Source organism: Veillonella sp. AF36-20BH (assembly GCF_003602765.1).
GTDB lineage: Bacteria > Bacillota > Negativicutes > Veillonellales > Veillonellaceae > Veillonella > Veillonella hominis.
This window is the reverse complement of sequence record NZ_QTLR01000006.1, coordinates 1-23,816: the sequence shown is the minus strand read 5'-3', so window position 1 is coordinate 23,816 and position 23,816 is coordinate 1. Positions and strand designations below refer to the sequence as shown.

Annotated in this window: 23 protein-coding genes, 1 pseudogene and 1 riboswitch; of the genes and pseudogenes, 19 read left to right on the top strand and 5 right to left on the bottom strand. The window is 37.3% G+C overall.

Going from position 1 to position 23,816, the window contains the following annotated elements; genetic code table 11:
* Positions 1 to 2 precede the first annotated feature (2 nt).
* Entirely contained in the window at positions 3 to 2,093 is a 2,091-nt protein-coding gene (locus tag DW000_RS07375) for an AAA family ATPase (RefSeq protein ID WP_120055802.1), read from the top strand.
* A gap of 57 nt (positions 2,094 to 2,150) precedes the next feature.
* Here DW000_RS07375 and DW000_RS07370 read toward each other — a convergent pair.
* Positions 2,151 to 3,089, bottom strand: a pseudogene (locus DW000_RS07370) (IS30 family transposase).
* 316 nt (positions 3,090 to 3,405) lie between these two features.
* On the opposite strand from DW000_RS07370, the gene DW000_RS07365 reads away from it, so the two are divergent.
* From DW000_RS07365 to DW000_RS07300, 13 genes are all read left to right on the top strand, one after another.
* Complete coding sequence (locus DW000_RS07365; protein WP_120055800.1) at positions 3,406 to 4,071, top strand: DarT ssDNA thymidine ADP-ribosyltransferase family protein; 666 nt, start codon at positions 3,406 to 3,408, stop codon at positions 4,069 to 4,071.
* On the top strand, positions 4,037 to 4,729 hold the full coding sequence (locus DW000_RS07360; protein ID WP_120055798.1) for a hypothetical protein: 693 nt from the start codon (positions 4,037 to 4,039) through the stop codon (positions 4,727 to 4,729). Before DW000_RS07365 ends, DW000_RS07360 begins: the two co-directional genes overlap by 35 nt.
* A 186-nt stretch (positions 4,730 to 4,915) precedes the next feature.
* Positions 4,916 to 5,326, top strand: coding sequence for a hypothetical protein (locus DW000_RS07355; RefSeq protein WP_120055796.1), 411 nt, complete (start codon positions 4,916 to 4,918; stop codon positions 5,324 to 5,326).
* Positions 5,327 to 5,611: 285 nt separating this feature from the next.
* Positions 5,612 to 6,121 carry a hypothetical protein gene (locus DW000_RS07345; protein ID WP_120055794.1) on the top strand — a complete coding sequence of 170 codons (510 nt, stop codon included), beginning with the start codon at positions 5,612 to 5,614 and terminating at the stop codon, positions 6,119 to 6,121.
* A gap of 142 nt (positions 6,122 to 6,263) precedes the next feature.
* Positions 6,264 to 6,587 carry a hypothetical protein gene (locus tag DW000_RS07340; RefSeq protein ID WP_120055792.1) on the top strand — a complete coding sequence of 108 codons (324 nt, stop codon included), beginning with the start codon at positions 6,264 to 6,266 and terminating at the stop codon, positions 6,585 to 6,587.
* Between the two features lie 2 nt (positions 6,588 to 6,589).
* Positions 6,590 to 6,892, top strand: coding sequence for a hypothetical protein (locus DW000_RS07335; RefSeq protein WP_077707997.1), 303 nt, complete (start codon positions 6,590 to 6,592; stop codon positions 6,890 to 6,892).
* Between the two features lie 15 nt (positions 6,893 to 6,907).
* Positions 6,908 to 7,738 carry a class I SAM-dependent methyltransferase gene (locus DW000_RS07330; protein WP_120055790.1) on the top strand — a complete coding sequence of 277 codons (831 nt, stop codon included), beginning with the start codon at positions 6,908 to 6,910 and terminating at the stop codon, positions 7,736 to 7,738.
* Positions 7,739 to 7,774: 36 nt separating this feature from the next.
* The gene (locus DW000_RS07325) at positions 7,775 to 8,218 is read left to right on the top strand and encodes a GNAT family N-acetyltransferase (RefSeq protein ID WP_120055788.1); all 444 of its coding nucleotides are present in this window, start codon (positions 7,775 to 7,777) and stop codon (positions 8,216 to 8,218) included.
* Positions 8,219 to 8,247: 29 nt separating this feature from the next.
* Complete coding sequence (locus tag DW000_RS07320) at positions 8,248 to 8,730, top strand: GNAT family N-acetyltransferase (protein ID WP_120055786.1); 483 nt, start codon at positions 8,248 to 8,250, stop codon at positions 8,728 to 8,730.
* A 56-nt stretch (positions 8,731 to 8,786) separates the two neighbouring features.
* Positions 8,787 to 8,977: riboswitch (cobalamin riboswitch) on the top strand.
* Positions 8,978 to 9,178: 201 nt separating this feature from the next.
* Positions 9,179 to 10,351, top strand: a complete 1,173-nt coding sequence (locus DW000_RS07315; RefSeq protein WP_120055784.1) for an ABC transporter substrate-binding protein — start codon at positions 9,179 to 9,181, stop codon at positions 10,349 to 10,351.
* A gap of 102 nt (positions 10,352 to 10,453) precedes the next feature.
* Positions 10,454 to 11,626 carry an ABC transporter substrate-binding protein gene (locus DW000_RS07310; RefSeq protein WP_120055782.1) on the top strand — a complete coding sequence of 391 codons (1,173 nt, stop codon included), beginning with the start codon at positions 10,454 to 10,456 and terminating at the stop codon, positions 11,624 to 11,626.
* A 16-nt stretch (positions 11,627 to 11,642) separates the two neighbouring features.
* Positions 11,643 to 12,692: an iron ABC transporter permease gene (locus DW000_RS07305; protein ID WP_118091070.1), complete on the top strand. Its 1,050-nt coding sequence runs from the start codon at positions 11,643 to 11,645 to the stop codon at positions 12,690 to 12,692.
* Positions 12,689 to 13,468: an ABC transporter ATP-binding protein gene (locus DW000_RS07300; RefSeq protein WP_120055780.1), complete on the top strand. Its 780-nt coding sequence runs from the start codon at positions 12,689 to 12,691 to the stop codon at positions 13,466 to 13,468. The genes DW000_RS07305 and DW000_RS07300 overlap by 4 nt, the downstream gene beginning before the upstream one ends.
* Positions 13,469 to 13,653: 185 nt before the next feature.
* Here the strand turns inward: DW000_RS07300 and DW000_RS07295 are convergent, their stop codons facing one another.
* The 4 genes from DW000_RS07295 to DW000_RS07280 all read right to left on the bottom strand — a co-directional run bounded on the left by DW000_RS07295 (position 13,654) and on the right by DW000_RS07280 (position 17,496).
* On the bottom strand, positions 13,654 to 14,754 hold the full coding sequence (locus tag DW000_RS07295) for a metal ABC transporter permease (RefSeq protein WP_120055778.1): 1,101 nt from the start codon (positions 14,752 to 14,754) through the stop codon (positions 13,654 to 13,656).
* On the bottom strand, positions 14,751 to 15,716 hold the full coding sequence (locus DW000_RS07290) for a metal ABC transporter permease (RefSeq protein WP_120055776.1): 966 nt from the start codon (positions 15,714 to 15,716) through the stop codon (positions 14,751 to 14,753). The genes DW000_RS07295 and DW000_RS07290 overlap by 4 nt, the downstream gene beginning before the upstream one ends.
* Positions 15,713 to 16,444, bottom strand: a complete 732-nt coding sequence (locus DW000_RS07285) for a metal ABC transporter ATP-binding protein (RefSeq protein WP_004697906.1) — start codon at positions 16,442 to 16,444, stop codon at positions 15,713 to 15,715. The genes DW000_RS07290 and DW000_RS07285 overlap by 4 nt, the downstream gene beginning before the upstream one ends.
* Positions 16,445 to 16,554: 110 nt before the next feature.
* A complete protein-coding gene (locus tag DW000_RS07280; RefSeq protein WP_120055774.1) occupies positions 16,555 to 17,496 on the bottom strand; it encodes a zinc ABC transporter substrate-binding protein in 942 nt (313 codons plus the stop codon).
* Positions 17,497 to 17,960: 464 nt separating this feature from the next.
* On the opposite strand from DW000_RS07280, the gene DW000_RS07275 reads away from it, so the two are divergent.
* The 5 genes from DW000_RS07275 (at position 17,961) to DW000_RS07255 (ending at position 23,692) form a co-directional block, all read left to right on the top strand.
* Positions 17,961 to 18,338: an energy transducer TonB gene (locus DW000_RS07275; protein ID WP_120055772.1), complete on the top strand. Its 378-nt coding sequence runs from the start codon at positions 17,961 to 17,963 to the stop codon at positions 18,336 to 18,338.
* A 10-nt stretch (positions 18,339 to 18,348) separates the two neighbouring features.
* Positions 18,349 to 18,696 (top strand): TonB family protein, encoded by a 348-nt coding sequence (locus tag DW000_RS07270; protein ID WP_120055770.1) that lies wholly within the window; start codon positions 18,349 to 18,351, stop codon positions 18,694 to 18,696.
* Between the two features lie 229 nt (positions 18,697 to 18,925).
* Positions 18,926 to 20,542, top strand: coding sequence for a PAS domain-containing protein (locus DW000_RS07265; RefSeq protein WP_120055768.1), 1,617 nt, complete (start codon positions 18,926 to 18,928; stop codon positions 20,540 to 20,542).
* Positions 20,543 to 20,909: 367 nt separating this feature from the next.
* Positions 20,910 to 22,538, top strand: coding sequence for a phosphoenolpyruvate carboxykinase (ATP) (locus tag DW000_RS07260; protein WP_120055766.1), 1,629 nt, complete (start codon positions 20,910 to 20,912; stop codon positions 22,536 to 22,538).
* Positions 22,539 to 22,786: 248 nt separating this feature from the next.
* Entirely contained in the window at positions 22,787 to 23,692 is a 906-nt protein-coding gene (locus tag DW000_RS07255) for a LysR family transcriptional regulator (protein WP_120055764.1), read from the top strand.
* Positions 23,693 to 23,816 lie beyond the last annotated feature (124 nt).

Sequence of the window (23,816 nt, the reverse complement as noted above, 5' to 3'; positions counted from 1 at the left end):
CAATGAATATTGATATTAAAAATTGTAATAATATCGATTACGGAAAATTTGAAGTTGTTGAGGGTAGACTTAATATTAAATATGCGATTAATGGAACAGGAAAATCAACTATTGCAAAAGCGTTTGAGGCATTCATTAACAATGATAGTAATAAAGTAAAAAGTTTATTACCATTTAAATATTATGGTAAAAAAGATGTACCTGATTCAGAACTTTTGAATATTGACAGGTTTCAGAGTATTGCTATTTTTAATGAAAAATATATTGAAGATTATATTTTTCAACCTAATGAATTGATAAAAAATAGCTTTGAAGTTTTCATAAAAACAAGTGATTATGATTCCCATATTAGAGAGATTAGGGAGTTATTAAAAAGTATTAATATCACATTTCAAAACCACCCAGAATTAGATGATTTAATAGACATATTTGGAAAGTTTATTGATGGATTTGGAAAGGCTAAGAGTGGATATTCTGCCGCAGGTGCAATTGCAAAGGGAATTGGAAGAGGAAATAAAATCAATAATATACCAAAAGGGTTAGAAATTTATGAAACATATTTAAAAGATGATAGTAACGTTAAGTGGCTAAAATGGCAGATTGATGGTAGAAGTTATTTGGATATGGCGAATCAATGTCCTTATTGTGCTACTGAGATGGAAACAAAGAGAAAGGAAACAATTTTACAGATTCATAATGAATACGATGTAAAATCTATTGAACAACTAAATAAAATGTTGGCTGTTTTTGAGTCATTATACTTATATTTTGATGAAGAAACCTCTAAGAAGATTAAAAAAATTACACATAATGTTACAGATATTTCAGAACCTCAAAAAAACTATTTAATTGAAGTGAAACAACAAATTGAAAGTTTATGGAGTCAATTGAATAATTTGAAAAGAATTGGATTCCATTCATTAAAAAATTCGGATCGAATTGCAGATGAGTTAGAAAAATATAGAATTGATTTGTCTTATTATTCTCATTTAAATTCACCATTATCTTTAGAGAAAGTGAAAATAATTAATTCTACTTTAGATGGAGTTTTATCAAAAGCTGGGAAGTTACAAGGAGAAGTAAATAAACAAAAGAAGTATATTAAAGAGACTATAGAGACCAATATGACGGAGATAAATAATTTTTTATATTATGCTGGTTATAAGTATAAGGTTTCTATAGAGTATGATGAGACAAATAATTATCACTTAGTTTTAAAACATGTGGATAATGAACAACAGATAAATTCTGTTTCAGAGCATTTAAGTTATGGTGAAAAAAACGCATTTGCTTTAGTATTGTTTATGTATGAAGTTTTAAGAAATAATCCAGATTTAGTTATTTTAGATGATCCTATATCTTCGTTTGATGGTAATAAAAAGTTTGCTATTATTAATATGTTGTTTATGGGAAAAAAATGCTTGAAAGATCGAACGGTACTGTTACTTACACATGAATTTAATGCTGTTATAGATGCAATAAAGAATATGTCACATCTTTTTAATCCTGGACCTAAAGCAGCATTTTTATCGGTAAGAGATGGAAAATTAGTTGAAAAAAATATTAATAAGAGTGATATAAAATCTTTTGTTGATATAGCGAAAAATAGTATATCCTCTAAAATTGATAGTTTAAATAAACTTGTTTTCTTTAGACGATTAGAAGAGATTCGTAATAATAATATATTTTCGTATCAATTGGTCTCAAATATTTTTCACAAGAGAGATATACCCTTATATAAGGATCCATATAGTGGTAAATCAAGGGTTATGACTGAAGAAGAAATATGCGAAGGAGAAGCAGCAATTAGAAAAGAAATTCCAGAGTTTGACTATGTGAAAGAGTTAGAGAAAACAAAAGATTTACATCTGCTAAAAAAGTTATATAACAATAGTTCCAGTAATTATGAAAAACTTCAAATATATAGAATTGCATTTAATGAGAATCATGAAAATAATATTATAAAAAAATTTATTAATGAAACTTTCCATGTGGAAAATGATTATTTATTCCAATTGGATCCTCGCGACTATGATACGGTTCCTCAGTATATTATTGATGAATGTGATAAAGGAATTGAATCAATTGTATAAATACTTGTACTAATTTTAAATTGTAATACTTGAATTGCAATAAGTAATGCGACAAAATTAAATTAATTTTCTAATCTCATGTTTAAACATGTCAAATGGTGTTTTAAATCCAAGGCATTTCCTAGGTCGATTATTAATCAACATTAGTGCTTCTGTTAGTTTATCTAGTGTTACTTTAGCTAAATCGGTTTTCTTAGGAAAAAACTCTCGAAGTAAACCATTACTATTTTCATTAGAGCCACGTTGCCATGCTGCATAGGTATCAGCAAAATACATCGGTATCCCAAACTCGGTTTCAACCTGTTCAAAGCACGCAAATTCTTTACCGCGGTCAACTGTAAAGGTTTTAAGTAATTTACTTGTTAATGTGTTGTATAGGGAACTAATAGCTAAAAACATAGAGTCCTTAGTTCGATCATCCATTTTTATTGCTACATAGAATCGAGTTTTACGTTCAACAAATGTAGCTAAACAACCTTTACTTTGACCTCTGAAAGAAACCATTGTATCTAGTTCCCAATGACCAAAAACCTCACGGTTTTCAACTTCTTGAGGTCGCTCTTTAATGGTCCTTTTAACATTGAAGCGTCCACGGGTTTCCTGTGTGCCGGGCTTTTTTCCTTTCTGGCGAAGTACTTTTTCTGTTACAGCAAGAAAACCACGATGGATCTAAGAATATATGGTCTTAAAGCTTAGAACACCAACTAATTTAGAACCAATTACTTCTTCTGGAGACCAAGTTTGTTGTAACCTGGATTCAATTAAAGCCGCTAATTGAGGTGTTAACTTTGTTGGTCTGCCTTTATTAGCAGACTTACTAATTGCTAACTGCTGTGCTTTAATCGCAGAGTATTCACCTTCAACACGATTTAATTCTCTTGCTACAGTAGAATGATGGACACCGATTAAACTAGCGATTCTACGAACAGAGTACCTTTCTTTTCTTAAAACTTCTATTTGACTTCGTTTTTCTATGGTAAGATGTATATAGCTCATATTAGAGACCTCCGTGTCATGTATTTGTGGTTATTTACATTTTACACGAGATCTCCAATATGAGTCTTTTTATTTGTCGCAATACATTTTACAATTCATCTTAAAAAAAAAGAATTAGCAAACAAAGTACTGATAAATGTAAGGAGTTTTATTGAAAACGAGTTGGATGATGAATAGCAAAAATCAGTATACTATTCTTACAGGATTATTTATATTTCAATACAAGTAAACCGAGCTAATCAAGTAGATAAAAGAATAGAATTTATTTCTACTTATGGTATTGATATAAAATATGTAAATTTTGGGGAGAGAACTTATGCGAAGTCTTATAGAGGAAAAGGGTATTAGAAATCTTTATCATTTTACTAATGTTGATAATCTAAATAGTATATATACGAATGGGCTTGTTCCACGTTCAGAGTTAACTAACAGGGGGATTTCTTTTAATTATAATGATGAGTATAGACGTGATGGATTCCCCAATTCAGTATCAATGTCTATAGAGTTCCCTAATTATAGGATGTTTTATAGTTTAAGGTGTAAGCACCCAGATTATAATTGGGCAGTATTGAAAATAGATCCAGATGTTTTGGTTGAATTTTGCTGTGCATATTCTTGGACTAACGCTGCTGATGCAGCTAGCTGCAGTATTCCTATTGAAGAAAGAACTGGCGAAGAAGCTTTTCTTGAATTATTTCAAGATAGAAATGGGTATCCAAGACGTGAAAGTTTAAATATACCCGAATCTTATCCTACAAATCCTCAAGCAGAAGTTTTAGTGTTTGATACTATTCCTTGTGGATATATTAATGCTGTAATTTTTGATAAGGAGATACTAACTGAAAAATATAGAAAACTATTGCCGGATACTTTTTCATTTAGTACTGATAGCAGTATCTTCAAATGGCGTAAAGATTATAGTAGTTGGCAGTGTGAGGCGTGTTTAAATGGCAATCAGACCTGTTTACATGGTGTCTTTTGATAAACTCTTTTTTAAAAAAGAAGACATACAGTTTAAGTATTTTAATGGGTTTTCTGTTAAACAAAAACAAAAAAGCATAGATAGTCTTCATGAGGCGTACTTAAAAAGATTTAATGCGCATAAAATTTTAGAGATTTCAAGCAAATCTGATAATGAACTAGGGATAAAACTTAGTGCTTTTAATTTAAAAATAATAACTAATAAAGGAAAAGCGATTTCTGTAGAATCAGCATTTCAGGCTAGTAAAGTATTTGAGAATGGTGGCCCATATACTGATTTGTTATATGTGGACTCTAGAATATCAAAGAAAGATCAACGTATAAGAAATAGTGGGAGTATAGTAGGATTTAAATTTGATGGTAGAGATTTTGAAACAGAACCTAAAACCTTCTTTTATAATTGGCTATATATAAATACATTGAATTTGTACAAAGACTTAGGTGATAAATTAATGGAATTTGATGCTTTTACAGATATTGAATTTAATCCTAAAAAATCATTGAATTGTCAAGCGGAAGCAGCGGCAATATATGTTTCTCTTAGAAGACAAAATTTGCTTGATGAAGCTTTGAAAGATAAGGATAGTTTTAAAAAAGTTGTATATCAATTAGATAATTCTAAAGTTGAACAGTCTAGTCTTTTTTCAGATATGGATTAAAGTAGCCTAGAATGTTGATATAATATTTTGATTTTATTTAACAAAAATCTTTTGTCATAGTAAAGATTTTGACATTAAGAATTTTTATAGTGGGATGATATTTTATATTATCTCACTATTTTTAATAGTGGATAAATAGAATAACATTAGATATATTTATTATTTTGCTTACAGTTTTTAGAATATATGAATATAACAAAATCTTTTGGCGAGTATCCAAAATATTCTCTCCATGATGCAAGGGTACAGAAAATAGAATATGCAGATGATAATTTGATCCTTACATTTGATTACATTTTTTCTTACGAAAACGGTATTGAACAGACTCATAAGGCTCAAGTTGTATTTGAGACGTGCGATATTGATTTTTTTGAAATTCTCGTCTTTAATAATACAATTCTAGATACTTTCACAGGTAAAAGAATTGAGTTACCTCAGTATCAACAGGATTATAGTGAAAGTGAATTTGAGGTCATTACGGAGACCTATAATTGGGGACACGCTGTATTCCAGGGTTGGTTATGGACCGAAGGGAATCCCGTACATTGTATAATGAACATATACTTTAAAGGTGATATGGTATATGTAGTTGAATGAGGCCCGAAATGAGTAATTTAAATTTTACTATTTGCTGTACAGTTACTTTCTTCAGCAAGAAAAGAAGAACTCCACCTAATTTAAATAATGGAATGTACTATCCTCATTTTGTTATAAAAGGTACTGAGTCTTGGTATAAATCTTATGGTAGTAAAGATGTCATCTTTGATAAACAAATATGAGGTAATATGTTGTTAGTTTTTGAAATTGTAAATTATTTTGTTCTAAAAGCAGGTACGGAGTTCTTTATTATGGAAGGTGTTAATTCTGTAAGGACGTAAGAATATGAAAACTTTAAAAGAATTTTTAGATAGCCCTATATATTTAGATATTATAGAGGAATTAGGACCTGATAACTTTAATAAAGAACTACAAAGTATAGAAATTCAAGAACTAAGAAATCGATTGAATCAAAGGCAATTCTTATTAGAAGGGTTTAATTGCAAGTTATATTCTGAGAAAGAGTTAGTGCAGTTTTTCGAGCAATTAATAGAATATAATCGTAAAGAACTGATTCTTTGGAGTAAAGCCTTTTGGCAATACAGTGATGAAACTTGGGAAGAATATTCTGATGGTGAATTTCCAAAAGGCGAGGAATTAGATATAGAAGATAAATCAACTATACTTGAGATAGGAAAATATTCTATAACGAGTATTGCTATGTATATGATTGAATTTGATATTTTGAAAAATCATACAGAAATATTAGGAGATTACTATAAACGAATGCATCTTCCTGGTGCAGTGAAATACGCACGAGAAATTAAAGGGCTTTATAAAAGTCTTTTTGGTTAAAATATATAATGTAGTTTTATAAGATAAGAAAATTTTTAAAAAGGTTCTAGATTGATTAGATAATCTTAACATAGAGCAATTTAGTTTTTTATCGGATATACTATAAAGGTGATATGGTATATGTAGTTGAATGAGGCCCGAAATGAGTAATTTAGATTTTACTATTGGCTGTACAGTTACATTCTTCAGCAAGAAGAGGAGAACTCCACCGAATTTAAATAATGGAATATACTATCCTCATTTTGTTATAAAAGGTACTGAGGAATATCTTGGTATCAATTTTATTGATGGTGAAGATGTTATCTTTGATAAACCTATTCAAGCTAACGCTTTACCAGTATATGAAACCATAGATTATTCAGCTCTACAAGCAGGTACTGAGTTCTTTATAATGGAACGCGGAAATATTGTTGGTGAAGGGATTGTAAAAGAAATCTTTCAACATAAACCATATGGGAGTAAATAGTTATGGGCTATAAAAATGTATGTGTAAATTGTCGGATCTCCTTGTCGGAGGGTACAAACTACGAGTTGTTTAACAGAAATAAAACCTGCCCTACCTGTAAAGGTAAAATGTACTTTGTGAACGAGAAGTTCAAGGCTCCTAAAAAATCTAATGATAAAGAATGGAAAATCATCGAGTATTTGTTGTTGAGCGGCTATGACTTCCGAAATCCTTATTGTGGACATGAGCAATGTATTTATTTTGAGTTCCCTAAGAACCTGCAAGAGGCAGAAGAGTTTATCCGAGAAATGAGGAATTTAGATTAAGTCAGGAGGTTTCGTATGGCACCGCAAGTTACAGATTTTTCGTTCTGGAATGAAATGTGGAAACAAAGTTATTATGATCGTGAGAAAGGGATTCGGGCGAATCCATTATTAGAGTATTGGGACAAGCGGGCCAATGATTTTTCTCTTATGCGTAAAAGCAATGACTACGACTTTGGACGGAAAGTGTATGCTGCTTTAAGTAGAGTCTTAACACCTGATTCTAGTATGTTAGACATAGGTGCTGGGCCAGGTTCTTTCACAATTCCTTTTGCTCAACATATTAAATCTGTTACTGCTATTGAGCCGTCAAAGGGCATGGTTGCAGTCCTTAAAGAAAATGCCAAAGAATTAAACGTTGAGAACATTAACATCATTGAAGAATTGGTGCAGGACTTACCCCAAGATGGCTCTCCAGATTTTCAATTTGATCTGGTAACCATATCTCTTGTGCTTTGGATGTTCCCTGATGTGTGGCCTCGGCTTTTACAAATGGAACAATATTCTAAAGGCTATTGTGCCATCGTAGCAGGCATTCCCGATTGGAAGAATCCTCGGGAAGCTAGTAAATCTGATGTACAAGAGTTTCAAATTCTGTATAATATGTTACTTTCACAAGGGCGATCACCTAATGTAAGTGTCATTGATTACAGATGTGAACGCACTGTAGATGACGAAATCGAGTGCCGAAAGATCATATACGAACAGTACTATGGAGATTTAACGCCAGCAGCAGAGGAACAAATCAAAAAAGAAATCATAGCAAAATCTAAGGACAATAAATGTTTGATTTCCTCTCGGTCTGCTATAATTTGGTGGAATCCTAAGGAAGTTGTGTCACACACCTAAGATATAGTTGATAAATGGATTAGAAAAGGCAGTAGCATGATTAATATCGTTAAGGGCGATAGGGCGATTACCTATACCGAAGAAAGAAACTTTACCCCTCAGCAGGTAGCAGAACTGTTTTTATCTGTTCGTTGGGTGGTGGGCAAGTATCCTGATAGATTGCACAAGGCACTAATGAATTCATCGCGCGTGATTTCTGCTTGGGACGGTAATCGTTTAGTAGGGCTCATTCGAGTCATGGATGATAGCGAGCTTGTGTGCTTCATAAATTATGTGCTGGTTCATCCTGATTATCAAGGTCAAGGTATTGCAGGCCATTTATTAGAAATGGTGAAAGATGCTTACAAGTCGTATTTGTACATTAATGTTATGATTGGCGACAGCAAGAATGCGACCTTTTACGAGAAACATGGATTTAAGGTAAAAGAGAATTCTTTACCAATGCAGTATCGCAATGTGCCTAAGTATACGGAGAAATAAATATATAAGTACATAAAGAAGGACATAATATGTTAATACGAAAAGCGACAATCGATGATTTAGATTTAGTGACACATATCGAAGCAACTTGTTTCCCTCCGGCAGAGGCCGCGCCTCGTAAGGCTTTTAAGGAACGGTTAAAGTATTACGCAGATCATTTTTTGATTGCCTTTGATGGAGACACACCTATTGGTTTTATCGATGGTTTTGTGTCTGATGATGAAATCTTAACGGATGAGATGTTTGCAGATGCTTCCTTGCATAATTCAAACGGAGCTTGGCAGATGATATTTGGTCTAAATACAATGCCTGAGTATCGGAACCGTGGCGTAGGCGGCAGACTGATTGAGGCTTTCATAGAGCTGGCAAGAGAAGAAATGAGAAAGGGCGTTATTTTAACTTGTAAGGCGGAAAAGATTCCCTATTATGCCAAGTTTGGCTTTGTAAATGAAGGTGAATCAGAGTCTGATCATGGCGATGCTAAATGGTATCAAATGCGGATTAGACTATAGCAGTACCCCTATGTGTTTATTGACATGGTATATCCCTCATGCTACGATGAGAAAAATCACATATGATTGGGTTAGGTGTCTATTGACTTAATAGAGAATTTGGTACAAGCCAAAGCGGTCACGCCACTGTAACAGCGAGGTACTTTGCATAGAGGGTGAAATGCTCTCAGTCACTGAAGTTTTTTGGGAAGGCGCAAAGTAACGTTAAACTGGAGCCAGGAGAACTGCCTAATTAACAATTGCCGATTGACCTGCGAGAGACAGGGATGGGGATTGATATAGATGGATTTATACTAGCTATGCATAGTTGAAAGCTCATACTATATGCTAGCTTATTAGGCGTGGTAGTTAGTCTAACTGAGATGACAGCCCGTTTCCTCTTCGTGGGGAGACGGGCTTTTTATGTGCACTTATAGTGATAGTTTTAGTTGAGAGAAGAGAGGTACTTATGTTCAAACAAAAGAAGTTTATGGCGTATTTAGCTACGGTTTTTCTCCTAATTGTTAGTATGTTCATCGCTGCATGTGGAGGTCCTAGTGAGACAAAGAAAGATATGGCGCAAAATAGCAAGCCTATTGAGATTACTGACGTAACAGGACGTACGGTAACACTGAAAAAGCCAGCAGAGCGAGTTGTCTTACAGTGGAGTGGTGCTGGTGGTCCATTCTTTACGATTTCTGCACTTATGGGCAAGGATACGCCGAAGGTTATTGCTGGCATGGATACCTCTTTGCAGGATTACAGAGCGGATATGTGGAAGCACTTTACTGCTGAAATGCCCGAGTTAGCTACTATTCCAGTAGTAGGTACCATCGGGGATAAAACATTTAACGTGGAGCAAGTTATTTCCTTGAACCCAGATGTTATTTTCATTCCTGTTGACTTGAAAGAACAATATGAATCCGATGCTAAACCAAAACTAGATGCAGCAGGTGTACAAACGATTTATATCGACTACCATGCTGAAAAACTTGAAAGTCATCAAAAATCCATCGAAGCCATCGGCAAGGCTTTAGGTAAAGAAGAACGAGCTGCAGAAATTAGCAAGTTCTATACAGATCGTGTGACAAGAGTTCTCGACCGTGTTAGTAAAATTAACAAACCAAAACCAACTGTTTACCTTGAAGTTGGTATGAATGGTCCGGAAGAATTTGGTAATTCCTTTAGTAGCAATTACTCTTGGGGGGCATTAGCTACCATGGCTGGTGCTGATGTCATTACCAAGGATGTTATTAAGAAAACGTCTCCTATTAATCCAGAGTTTATACTTGAAAAAAATCCAGATATCATCATGATCATGGGTTCTTACTGGCCTAAGAAACCAACCTCTATGCGTTTAGGTTTTGAAGCAACCGAAGCTTCATCTCAAGAGTTGTTGAAGGCGTTCACCACAGAGCGTCAAGGTTGGAGTGATTTGAAAGCCGTTGAAAATAAACAAGTTTATTCCGCGCATCATGGCCTTCCTCGCGAAGTATTTGATGCAGCGGTATTCGAATATTTAGCAAAAACATTCTATCCTGAAGAGTTTAAGGATGTTGATCCAGAAGCTACACTTAAAGAGTTCTATGACAAATTCTTGCCATACTCTTATAGTGGTATCTGGTTTATGCATATGAACTAGGATTTTGTGTTGTGTCGATAGGGGTTGATTGACCGAGGTTTTGAAAGTTATTTTCTGATGTTATCATTTGAAATTATTGTGTTTTAGATATGAGGTGCTTTTATGGTTAAGAAAAAGAAATTTATGGCTTATCTTGCCACGGTGCTCCTGCTAGTTGTGAGCATGATTATGACAGCTTGTGGTGGTCCAGCAGATACGAAAAAGGATGCGGCACAATCTGGCAAACAAATTGAGATTACAGACGTAACTGGTCAAAAGGTTACGTTGAAAAAACCAGCAGAACGCGTAGTAGTTCAATTGAGTGCTTCTGGTGGTGCGTTCTTGACTATGGCTGCGTTGCAAGGCAAAGATGTGGCTAAGACTATTGTTGGTATTGACCCTTATTTAAGCAAATTGCGTACAGATATGTGGGATCGCTACAAATCTGAAGTGCCAGAGTTGGAAAAAATTCCTCTCATTGGTAACGTAAATGATAAAACATTTGATGTGGAAAAAGTAATTTCCTTAAACCCAGATGTTATTTTCATGCCTTTATATTTCAAAGATCAATATGAAGCTGATTACAAACCTAAAATTGATGCAGCTGGCATCCCTACTATCTATATCGATTATCATGCGGAAAAGCTTGAAAATCACCAAAAATCTATCGAAGCTATCGGTAAAGCATTGGGTAAAGAGGAGCGTGCAGCAGAAATCAACAAGTTCTATACTGACCGTTTAACAAGAGTTATGGACCGCATTAGCAAAATTAATAAACCAAAACCAACTGTTTACATTGAAACAGGTAACGAAGGTCCAGAAGGTTTAGGTTTTGCGTATAGTGGAAACGTAGCATGGGGCGCATTGGCAACGCAAGTTGGTGGCGACCTTATTACAAAAGATGTAGTTCAAAAAGCAGGTCCTGTTAACCCAGAATTTATTTTGGAAAGAAATCCAGATATCATCATGATCATCGGTTCTTATTGGCCTAAGAAACCTACATCCATGCGTTTAGGCTTTGATACAAATGAAGCAAAATCTCAAGAGTTATTGAAAGCTTTCACCACAGAACGTCAAGGCTGGCCTGAATTGAAAGCCGTTCAATCTAAAAACGTATTCTCTACTCACCATGGTTTACCTCGTGAAGTATATGACGTTGCAGTATTCGAATACTTAGCTAAAACATTCTATCCTGAGGAATTCAAGGATGTAGATCCTGAAGGCACACTTAAGGAATTCTATGATAAATTCCTTCCATTCTCTTACGGTGGCGTTTGGTTTATGCATTTGAACTAAAAAGGAGTTTTTCGTAGTGACAGAAACTAACAATCAGTACGATTATAAGAAACAGAGCTATAAAAAGCTCATGTTTATTATCATTGGTCTGATCATTTGTGCGGTAAGTTTTGTTACCGATATTATTGTAGGTCCTGCATCACTTACGTTAAGTGATGTATGGCTCGCATTAACAGACCCAGCAGAGGTTTCCAAAAACGCATATGTTATCATTTGGTCGATTCGTCTTCCGACGGCCATTATGGCATTGCTTGTAGGTGCTTCCTTGGGCATTGCTGGTGCTGGCATGCAGACTATCCTTGATAACCCGTTATCTAGCCCATATACACTTGGTATATCCGCAGGGGCTGGCTTCGGTGCATCTCTCATGGTTGTTGTTGGCGCTAGTGCATTAGAGTTTTTAGGTGTCTTTATGGTTCCATTCGGCGCCTTTGTATTCGCTAGTTTGACGAGTTTCTTTATCTATTCCATCAATAAGATTAAGAACTTCTCCTCTGAAACGATGATTCTCGCTGGTATCGGCATGATGTTCTTGTTCCAAGCGCTTCAATCCTTGATGCAATATATGGCATCTCCTGAGGCCCTTCAAAACATCGTGTTCTGGACGATGGGGAGTTTAGCTAAGGCGAATTGGGTGAACATCTCTATTGTTCTTATCGTGCTAGCAATCATGCTTCCGCTTATGATGCGTGAATCTTGGCGTTTAACAGCATTAAAATTAGGCGATGAAAAGGCTTCTGGTCTTGGTGTTAATGTTGAAAGTTTACGGGTAAAAGTGTTTGCTTTCATCTCCATCATTACCGCCGTTGCTGTTTCTTTCGTTGGAACCATTGGTTTTATCGGTATTGTAGGACCACATATTGCACGTATGCTTGTGGGTGAGGATCAACGGTATTTCTTACCACTATCTGCAGTATGTGGCATGGTGATTTTATCTCTCGCATCTATTGCGAGTAAGATGCTCGTTCCTGGGGCGATGTTCCCAATCGGTATTGTGACAGCAATCATCGGTGTACCTTTCTTCTTCTCGTTGGTATTAACTAGGAAAAGGAGCTATTTCAAATGATTGAAGTTCATAATCTAACCTTTGGTTATTCCTCTACGGAAGACGGACAAATCTTAAAGGGCGTTGACTTTGCTGCTAAAACAGGTAAATTGACTGCGCTCATTGGTACTAACGGTGCTGGTAAATCTACACTTTTAAAAACAATTATGGGTATCTTGAAAGGCAAGGGCGAGATTTCCGTTAATGGTAAACCTGTATCTCAATATTCTACAAAGGATTTTAGTAGTACAGTGAGCTATTTGTCTCAAGATAATGACTGTAAAGTCAATCTATCTGTTTTTGAAGTCGTTATGCTAGGGCGCATGGGCTCCATGTCCTTCCGCGTAAGTGATGAGGATATTGCAGCCACACAAGAGGTATTGGAACGGTTGAATTTACAGTGCTTTGCATCGCGCAGCATCATGGAGCTCAGCGGTGGTCAACGCCAACTTGTGTTCATGGCGCAAGCCCTTGTAAAAGAACCTAAAATCTTAATTCTTGATGAACCGACAAGTGCTTTAGATTTGTACAAGCAATTTGACTTATTAACATTGCTAAAAAATCTGACTCAAGAAAATGATTTTACAACACTCGTAACATTGCATCATCTTGATCTGGCGGCTATGTTCGCAGATGAAATCATCGTGCTTAAAGAGGGTAGAGTATACGCTCAGGGTGCACCGAAAGACATCTTTACAGAAGCCATGATGGAAGATGTATACCGTGTTAAGACAAGAATTTATATCGATGATAATGGGTTACCTCATGTTATTCCATTAGAAGCAATTATTAATTAATAGGATTCTTTGTGATTGCACTGATCTATTATAGTGTTGGAACTATTTGTTATAGATAGTCATTGACGTGAATCCAGTTATTAATAGGATGTAAGACTATTAGTTAAAAATAAAAGAGGCTGAAATCTTTGCAGAGCAGCATTGATTTCAGCTTCTTTTTGTTGGGAAAAGTATTGGTATTGTATTTAAATAATCTCTTTAACCTGTGCTATACCCTTATCAGTAAGCACGTAGTGTCCATTTGTCACATATAATAGGCCTTGTTTCTTTAATTGTGAAGCGGCTTGGTGTGTATAGTCAGGCCTCCAGTTCAAATGTTCATGAATGGTACCAATGCCGTTTTCAACGTGCGCGATAGGCGTATCCATATGAGTATAAATATGGCATAGCATCATCGTTTCCCGATAATGGCGACGTAAGTGACGTTGACGGCAGTATGTGGCAATATAGCCTGTCTTCGGTGTTGCAATAACAGCGATAATCAGTGCGATACCGATGGTGGTTGCAATGGAACCCGCGATGGATACGTCCATGGTGAAAGCGACTTCTGTACCGACGACAGCACAGATAATACCGATGATGATACTGCTAGTGAGCATGGCTTTCACAGAGTCCGTCCATAAATAAGCGATGACCGCAGGCCCTATCATGAGGCCGATAACGAGAATGGCGCCTACCGCTTGGAACGAGGCCACAACGGTGAGGGATACCATGGTCATGAGTACATAGTGGATGAGGGCTGGCATAAAGCCAAAGAGCCCCGCTAGTAGCGGATCAAAGGTGGAGAGTTGCAACTCCTTGTAGAACAGCATGACTAAAATTAAATTGATGAGCGCCACGCCTAGAGAAATCCATAGCGATATAGGCCCCAAGTCTGTGCCGTTCACAATCCATCGATCAAAGGGGGCAAAGGCTATTTCACCGAGTAATGCGGTGTCTACATCGAGATGAGCGTTACCACTGTATAGGCTGACTAGAATGATGGCGATAGAGAATAGAAGCGGGAAGATGATGCCGATAGACGCATCTTCGTTGACAAGCCCCGTATTGTGTATCATTTCTGTAAGCCATACGGTGCCTACACCAACTAAGGTAGCCCCGACGAGTAGAAATGGAGAGTTTAAATCTTCCGTCATAAAGAAAGCGAGCACGATGCCGAGGAATACGGTGTGCGTAATGGCATCGGCCATCATGGACATGCGACGCAATACGAGGAAGACACCAGGGATGGCACATGCGATGGACACCGCAATGGCAATGAGCAATATCTCTGTATGAACTGTCATGGGGCACCTCCTATGCGAGGTTGTGCGTCCTCTGCTACGTAAATACTTTGCTGTGCCTTGGATTTGGGATCCCTTGTGGTTTCTAACAATAATGCGTGCTTTGACCGTCTATTTTTGCGGAACTGCCAGAGCATACCTCTGTTAGGAGCAAAGATGAGACTCAACAATACAAGAATCGATAAAATGACGATGATAGCTGGACCTGTCGGTAATTTGGGGACCGCTGTACTCCAGATAGTACCGCCGATGGCAGATATCATGCCAAAACATCCTGCTAATATACACATGGTGCCCAGTTTGTTCGTCCACTGTCTTGCCCCTACGGCGGGTGCAATGAGGAGGGAGCTAATCAAGATAGCCCCTACCGATTGAATGCCGATGATAATGGTCATGATCAATAGTGAACGATATAAAATAAGGGTGAAAGTGACGGGAATTTGTAGTGTTTTGGCGTATTCCACATCGAAGGAGATGAGCTTTAACTCCTTCCAGAATAATGCGGTTAACACTATGATAATGAGCGCCGCTGCAGATGTGATGTACACGTCACGCGCCAATATGGTGGCTGCCTGTCCAAATATGAATTTTGAAAGCCCCGCCTGACCAGCATTGTTTAAGCTTTGGACATAGGTGAGCAATACCATACCGAGCCCAAAGAAGGCGGAGAGTATGGTGGCTAAAGCGCCATCAAATTTGATTTTGCTGTTTTCTACGGTGATGGTAATGAGCCAAGCCGCAGTGATAGAGGATAGGGCAGCACCTGTGATGAGAACTTCGATGTCCTTGATGCCCGTCAGCAAGAAGGCAATGACCACACCGGGTAGTGCCGCATGAGATAGGCCGTCACCGATGAGGCTTTCCTTGCGAAGTACCGCAAAGGTACCAGCGATACCGCTAGCGAGGCCTAATAAAGCTGTGCCGAGCAGTACCATTTGCGTCGTATAGGATTGGAGTATGGTCATACAATCCTCCCCTTGCCGTAGGTGCGCTCAATAGCTTCGTCCGTAAATGTATCTGCTACGGGGCCATAGGCGACAGTTTGTTTGTTTACCATCGTTACCCAATCGAAATATTGGGGCACCGTATTCAAGTCGTGGTGGACGACGATAACCGTTTTGCCTCGAGCTTTCATTTCTTGTAAAAGCGAAATAATAGCATGCTCTGTGGTTTTATCGACGCCCTTGAAGGGTTCGTCCATGAGGTAAATATCTGCCTCTTGGACGAGAGCTCTTGCGAGGAAGACGCGTTGTTGTTGTCCCCCTGAAAGCTGGCGAATTTGTCTGTCCACATAGTCGCTCATGCCCATTTTTTCAATCATGGAGAGGGCGAGTTCCTTATCCTTTTTGCTAGGTCGCTTGAACCAACCTAGATGACCATAACGACCCATGAGTACTACATCTAGTACGGTAGTGGGAAAGTCCCAGTCTACGCTACCACTTTGAGGGACGTAGGCGATTTTCTTGTAATCGTTTTTGTCCATCGCTAAGTGGTGATCGATATAAAATTTTACACTTCCTGAGATAACTGTTAGTAGACCGAGCATGGCCTTTAATAATGTGGACTTACCGGCACCATTAGGGCCGACAATGGCCGCTAAGGAACCGATGGGTACCTTCATATCTACGTCCCATAATACGGGTTTTGTCGTATATGCTACGGTCATATCTTCAACTTCAACGGCCCATTCCATGGAAACCTCCTTGTATTAATGAGTGCTGCTAGCTGTGAATTGCTAGTAGCATATGTACTTACATAGGGAACATAAATTTTATGTCACCCTCGTTTTAAAAATGGTATATATTATTTTAATGCCTTAGCGATGGTATCTATATTTGCTTTCACCATACCGATATATGTACCGCCTTCAGTGCCTTCGGAGCCGAGAGAGTCGGAATATAATTCGCCACCGATGGCAACATTCCAGCCTTTAGCCTTAGCTGCTTCTTGAACGGCTTCAATTGTTTTATGTGGTACAGAAGACTCTACGAAAATCGCTTTAATTTTGTGGTCTACGATATATTGAACCAGTTCATTCACATCTTGTGTGCCTGCTTCTGTAGCAGTACTTACACCTTGCAAACCTTTTACTTCAAAGCCGTACGCGCGAGCGAAGTATTGGAATGCATCATGAGCTGTTACAAGTACGCGAGATTCTTTCGGAATAGATTCTGCTTGAGCTTTAACGTACGCATCGGTTTCATCTAACTTAGTAAGATATGCGTCATAGCGTTTTTTGTAATCTTCTTTATGAGCCGGATCGGCTTTCGCAAGACCTTCGTATACTGCTTTTGCTGCTAGTTTCCAGTTAGCAACGTCAAACCAAATATGAGGGTCTTTTGTTTTTACACCATCTTCTTCGTCAAAGTCGAGCAATGTAGCTGGATCAATGGCATCAGATACGCGGATGGTCGCTTTATTTTGCTTTGTTAGATTATCGAAAATGGAACCCATTTTACCTTCCAAGTGAATGCCGTTGTATACTACAACATCTGCCTTAGACATAGCGGTTACATCGCCTGCGCTAGCTTGATATAGATGAGGGTCTACACCAGGTCCCATGAGACCTTGTACGGTTACATGATCACCGCCGATTTCTTTTACTAAATCCGTTAACATCGTTGTAGTAGCTACGACATTAAGTTTTTTCTGACTATCTTGGGCTGTGTCTTTTCCGCAGCCTGCAAGGGCAAATATTATAAGTGCTAATGATACGACGACTAATAAAATTCGATTAAATTTCATAATAAGCCTCCTTTTTAATAGATACTAAATTTAAAAACATTAATGACTTTGTTTGAGGGAAATATTTTGTTCTAATAATGAAATAATTTGAAGAAGGAAAATATCTCTCTGAATCTAAACGGAAAAATAGCCGCTACTAACGTAGCGGCTAGTGGCAGTTATACGGTCTTCTGCTAAGGTCAAAATAATCTAGGGAATAAGTGCTTGTAGATGGCTAGGCCCAATGAGGGCAACGATACCAAGTACCATCATGACCTTCATTTGAATACGCTTTCTACGTCTCATGATGAACCTCCTTTGTGTAGTTTTTTGTCATATCAACTAGATATGTGAGTTCGAACAGTTATCTTGAATTCAATATATCATAAATGAGAAATTTTATCAATAAGAATTTATTCTTTTAATATTCATCTTTATTTAGTATGATATTATGCATAGATAAAAGGTTAATAAGGAGGCTTCTTATGAATAAATTATTCCGATACGCTGCTGCAGCAGTACTTGTTGCATCTTTTGGCATGTTAGGTGATTATACAGCTGATGCGGCAAAGTTTTTAGAATCTCCAAGAGAGGTTACTATTGTAAAACCAGAGTTGCCTGAGATTCCTCAAACTGCTACGGTAGCGCCTGATATGCGCGTACGCTTCTTGATTGATAAAAAAGGTAATGTTAAAAATGTTTTCGTAGAGCGTTCTTCTGGTTATGCTCCAGTTGACGAAGCAGTAAAAAAAGCAATTTTACAGTGGAAATTCACACCTGCTATTGGCACAGATCAAAAGGCACATGAATCTATCATTGGGATGACAATTACTCTGCCTAAGCAAGCTGTGAAAGCTAAATAAGGAGAAAACGATGAATAAAGTGTTGCGTTGTATTATATTAAGCTCATTGTTTGTAATGAATATGGTAGCTTCTGTGTTGGCAGCTCCATACGATCCACCAGTAGCTATAGCTACACCACCTATTGACCGAGCACTGCTCGCTGCCTATGGTGAAGCAGCTCATGGTGCGGATATACGTTTTACCATCAAGGAAGATGGTTCTGTAGGGGACGTTGAAGTTGTCTCATCTAGTGGCTCTAGTGCTCTTGATGCGGCTATTGTTGATACTATTTCTAAATGGAGATTTAGCCCTGCCACAGATTCCAATGGTAAACCTGTAGCATCTTCTAAAACTGAATATATTGATTTTAAAAACTAATCAAAGGAATTCATACAGAACTGCACTTCAAAAATTGGGCACAATTTTTGAAGTGCAGTTTCTGTATGCCAAAATATTCTAAAAAATAAAGTAAGGTTATTCATTTTTATAACATTGGATTCGTAAATTTTAAAAATAAATCAAAATTGTATCTGTGGCAACTGAAAATTACTTTCAAAATGGTATAATAAAAATATAATTATAGATTAGCCCGTGGAGGTATAAGCATATGAATCCATTAAAACAAAAACTAGATATTAACAATGAACGTTACAGAATTATTGTGTCCATTAAAGAAGATTATTTAGATGGTAAATTGTCCTTAGAAGAGGGCAATCGCATTTTAAAAGAAAAATTAGGCACTTGTACACCTGATGAATTTGCTTACGCAGAGCAAAGCTTGAAAGGTGTTTACAAGGACGAAGAAATTTTAGAGAAAATGGATGATCTCTTAGAATTATTTGATGGCGTTTTGGTACGTGCCGAAAATGAGTACCCTGAAAATCATCCGTTGTGGGCATACTTGGAAGAAATTAACGCTGTTGAGAAGGTAGCTCTAGAAGCGGATGAGTTATTAAAGCAAGAGAAGTTTATCAAAAATCCATGGCTCGGCGTTTTTGATTCCTTAGCAGAGTGGAGAACTCATCTATCTCGTAAGCAAAATCAACTGTATCCAATGCTTGAGGACCACGGCTTTGATCGTCCAACGCGCATTATGTGGACCTTTGATGATGCTGTGCGCGATGCTATCTCTGCATCCTATGCATTGCTTCGGGAAGATAAATATGAAGAATTCCTAGCATCTGTGCCAGAAACTTTGGCAAAATTACGGGATTTGAATTCTAAAGAACTAGAAGTCTTATTGCCAACATCTTATAAATTGTTGAGTGACGAAGAGTTTGTTCGAATGAGTAAAAATGACCATGAAATTGGTTATGCTATCATCAATGCGCCAGGCTTATATGTAGTTCCAGGTATTAATGATTCTGCGGCGCAATTGAATGGTAATAATTCAGCTCAAGGTGGTGCTGTATCTAACGAATTCTTAAATGATTTAGCCGGCTTGCTATCTAAATATGTAGGCCCTGTTGGTGGGGCGCCCGCTGGTAAGGATGCAGTCCTCGATGTAGCAACGGGTAAATTGACATTAGAGCAAATTAATTTGTTGTTCCGTCATTTACCAGTAGATTTATCCTATGTAGATGAAAATGAACTAGTTAAGTTCTACAGCGATACGGCACATCGTATTTTCCCTCGCAGTGCGAACGTTATCGGCCGTGAGGTGAAGAATTGTCACCCAGCAAAATCCGTTCATATAGTAGAGGAAATCGTAGAGAAGTTCCGTTCTGGCGAACAAAGCCAAGCGGAATTCTGGATTAATAAGCCAGGCTTGTTCATCTATGTTATCTACACAGCGGTGCGCGATGAAAATGGTAAATTCCGCGGCGTATTGGAAATGATGCAAGACTGTACTCATATCCGTGAACTTGAGGGCTCTCGTACATTGTTGACTTGGGATAAAACTGATTTTGTAGGCGATGGTGGTAAAGAAAAATCCTTGGCTCAAGAGGCAGCAGAAGAGGTAGAAGAAGAACCATTAACAACTGATGCAGATGGTCGATTCCACATCGATGCAAAAACAACATTGTCTAATTTAATTAAACATCGTCCAGATATTGTAGATCATTTGATTTCTTTAAATCCTAAATTTGAGAAATTAAAAACACCTATGGTAAAAGTAATGGCCAAGGTGGCAACAATTAAGATGATGGCAGAACGTGGCGATTTTGAGGTAGATGATCTAATTAGTAAAATCGATGCATTTATCAATAAAGATAAGAAATAGTTGTACTTTTAAACGTGAAAGAGGCAAGTGCTTAGGACTTTGCCTCTTTTTCGTTTTGCTATTTGACTAGTTGATTTGTACATATAACTAGTTACTTTGTAACTCTGTCTAGTTTTTAAGGTGTTCTATTGAATACTAATAGTTTCATGCCGCTAGGTATTAATTTATTACATTACAAATGTGTTGCACTAATTCAAAATAAACATACATTAATTTCCTATAAATCATCTGTTTTATGTATACAAATTTGATTGAAAAGGGTAAAATAGAAAATAATGAAAGTATTTGCCTTAGCAGTGTTTTCATGTACAACATTACTTTTACAAGAGAAATTACTAATATATTTAAAGGTGAGGATCTAGATACTATGTCTACAAGACGCGTTTGGAAGCAAAGTGAAATCAAAACAAACCCATTATTTTCTATGATGCGCAGTACAATTGAAACTGCATTCTATGGGAACAATGTAACTCCTGTAACATCTGTGGCACAAGCGTATCAACTAGCCTCTGAAGAACCAGGTGTTATCGTCCTCGATATGCCGGTATTTAAACCATTAGAACAAGGCTTGCCAGCTGATGCAAAGGTCCTTGTTACAAATGATGGTAAAACTACAGGTCGTTATGCTAAAGCTCGTCGTATTATTGGAGACGAGGGTATCGATGAAGTTGAACTCGCGAATATTGCACGTGATGCAGTATATGATAGCCGTAGTAAAGAGTGGATTTCTGCAGAATCTATCGTTGGTCTTGATAAAAAATTCACAGCTCGTGCTCATTTGATGATTCCAAAAGATCACGCATCTATCTTGTATTCTTGGCTCATGAACTTTAAGTTCTTTGATGCAGCTGTAAAAGAATTCTACAATGACAGTGTAGAGATTCCAGAAGGCGACATCTATATTTACTCTGATCCTGACTATGTTGTACCAGGTCATCCAGGCGGTCTTGATATTTTCGACCCTGCTCATAACTGTGCTATGATTCTTGGTATGCGCTACTTTGGGGAGCATAAAAAAGGTACGCTTACACTTGCGTGGTCCTTGGCAAATCGCTTCGACTATGTTGCTTGCCACGGTGGCATGAAACGTTACAACCTTGAAGATGGTAAATCCTACACTATTGGTGTATTCGGTTTGTCCGGTTCTGGTAAATCCACATTGACTCATGAAAAACATGATGGTCGTTATGATATTTCTATCTTACATGACGATGCATATATCATCAATACTGAGGATTTGAGTTCGATTGCTCTTGAACCTACGTACTTTGACAAAATGCAAGATTATCCTGTGGAACATCCTGCTAACGAATTCTTGTTGACGCTACAAAATGTAGGTGTAACGATGGATGAGGATGGCCGTAAGGTTGTACTGGCCGAAGATGTGCGAAACAGCAATGGACGTGCTATTAAATCTCAATTCTGGACAGATAACCGCGTAAACTACGTAGGTGAACCTGTTAATGCGATTGTATGGCTTATGAAAGATAAAACATTGCCACCAATCCTTAAGATTTCCGATCCTGTATTGGCTTCTACAATGGGTGCAACCCTTGCGACTCGTCGTTCTACAGCAGAAAAACTTGATGCTCACGTCGATCCAAATGCGCTTGTTATCGAACCATATGCAAATCCATTCCGTACATATCCATTGGTTCGTGATTATGAAAGCTACAAAAAATTATTCTCCAAATGTGGCGTAGAATGCTACATTATGAACACAGGTTTCTTCTTGGAAAATAAAATTCCTAAAGAAGTTACTCTCGATTTGTTAGAGCGTTTAGTAGAAGGTACATTAGAATTTAAACCATTCTGTGAATACGAAAACCTTTCCTATGTAGAGGTTCCTGGCTTTGAACCTCCATTCGAAGTGCGCGAGTATCATCACCAATTGCACCAAGCTTTTGAGTTCCGTTATGATTATGTAGAAAAACTTAAAGGTCATAAAAACGAATTACCTCAAGAAGTATTGGATGTACTTAAATCTTTAATGTAATCTAAAAATTAAAAAGGGTTATAATAGAATGGGGCTGTAATAGAATGCGATTTTACCGCATCCTATATGTAGTTCGTTTAACTTATAAGACATACCAAGAAATTTAGGTTTGTAAGACACTAAATTTCTTGGTATTTTTTTATTTTTCCCCATGTATATGTAACGTATATTTTAGTAATATATAGTTATAATAGAAATAATGTTTTATTATAAGACTTGTATATGTACATAGTAATAAGGACTCGTATATGGACATAAAAGACATTAAATATATTAGTACCATTGTTGAGATGGCATCATTTTCAAAGGCATCTAAAAAATTATATATTTCTCAGCCCGCGTTGAGTCAGGGGATTCGTCGTATTGAAGCAGAGCTAGGGGTTACGTTATTTGTTCGTGATCGTACAAAAGTTGTGCCAACTGCTGCGGCGTTACAAATTGCAAAAGAGGGTATGCCGTTAGTTTTAAAGGCGGAGGCTTTAACGCAATCTATCATTAATCAAGGCACAGATGTAGCCTATCATGTACGTATCGGCTTGTCTCAATTCTATGGACATCATATGCTTGGGAAAACACTGAAAAGCTTTCAACAGATAGAGCCTTCTTGGGAGTTCCATGTTGTAGAGGGAGAATCTCACTTTTTGGAACAGCAAATTTGTGATGGCTTAGTAGATGTAGGGCTATTCCCAACGCCGATTTATTCTCAGGACCTTGAAAGTTATCCCGTTTTAGATGAGCAGATTTTATTGGCTATTAGTGTGGAAAATAAGAAGGCCATAGACATTGCAGATTCGCTCATGACCGGTGATGGAATTCGAGAAATATCTCCTTTTGGAGCATTTCCGTTTATTTTGCTAAGAGAAGGTCTCAAATTGCGGATGTTGGTTAACCGTCTATGCCAAGCGGAGTCCTTTGTGCCAAAAGCCGTCATTGGCTCTGAAACGTTAGATTCATGCCGGTCCTTGGTAGAAGATGATTATGGTATCACATTCTTGCCGAATACTCTTAATAGCAAGGGGGATGACGATAAGGTTAAATTCTATCCTCTTGCATCGAAACTTTGCTGCCGCCAATTAGTTCTTGTGGCGAGGTCTGATAGGGCAAAACGTTTCCATTTATCTGAAGTAGCACATATTATGCAGCAATTTTTGTAATGTATAGATATAAAAATAGTTAGGTGGCGTATCCTAAGGAGGGCGGGACATATTAATGAATTAATAATTAATATATGATGAATTGTAAAATATATTGCGACAAATAAAAAGACTCATATTGGAG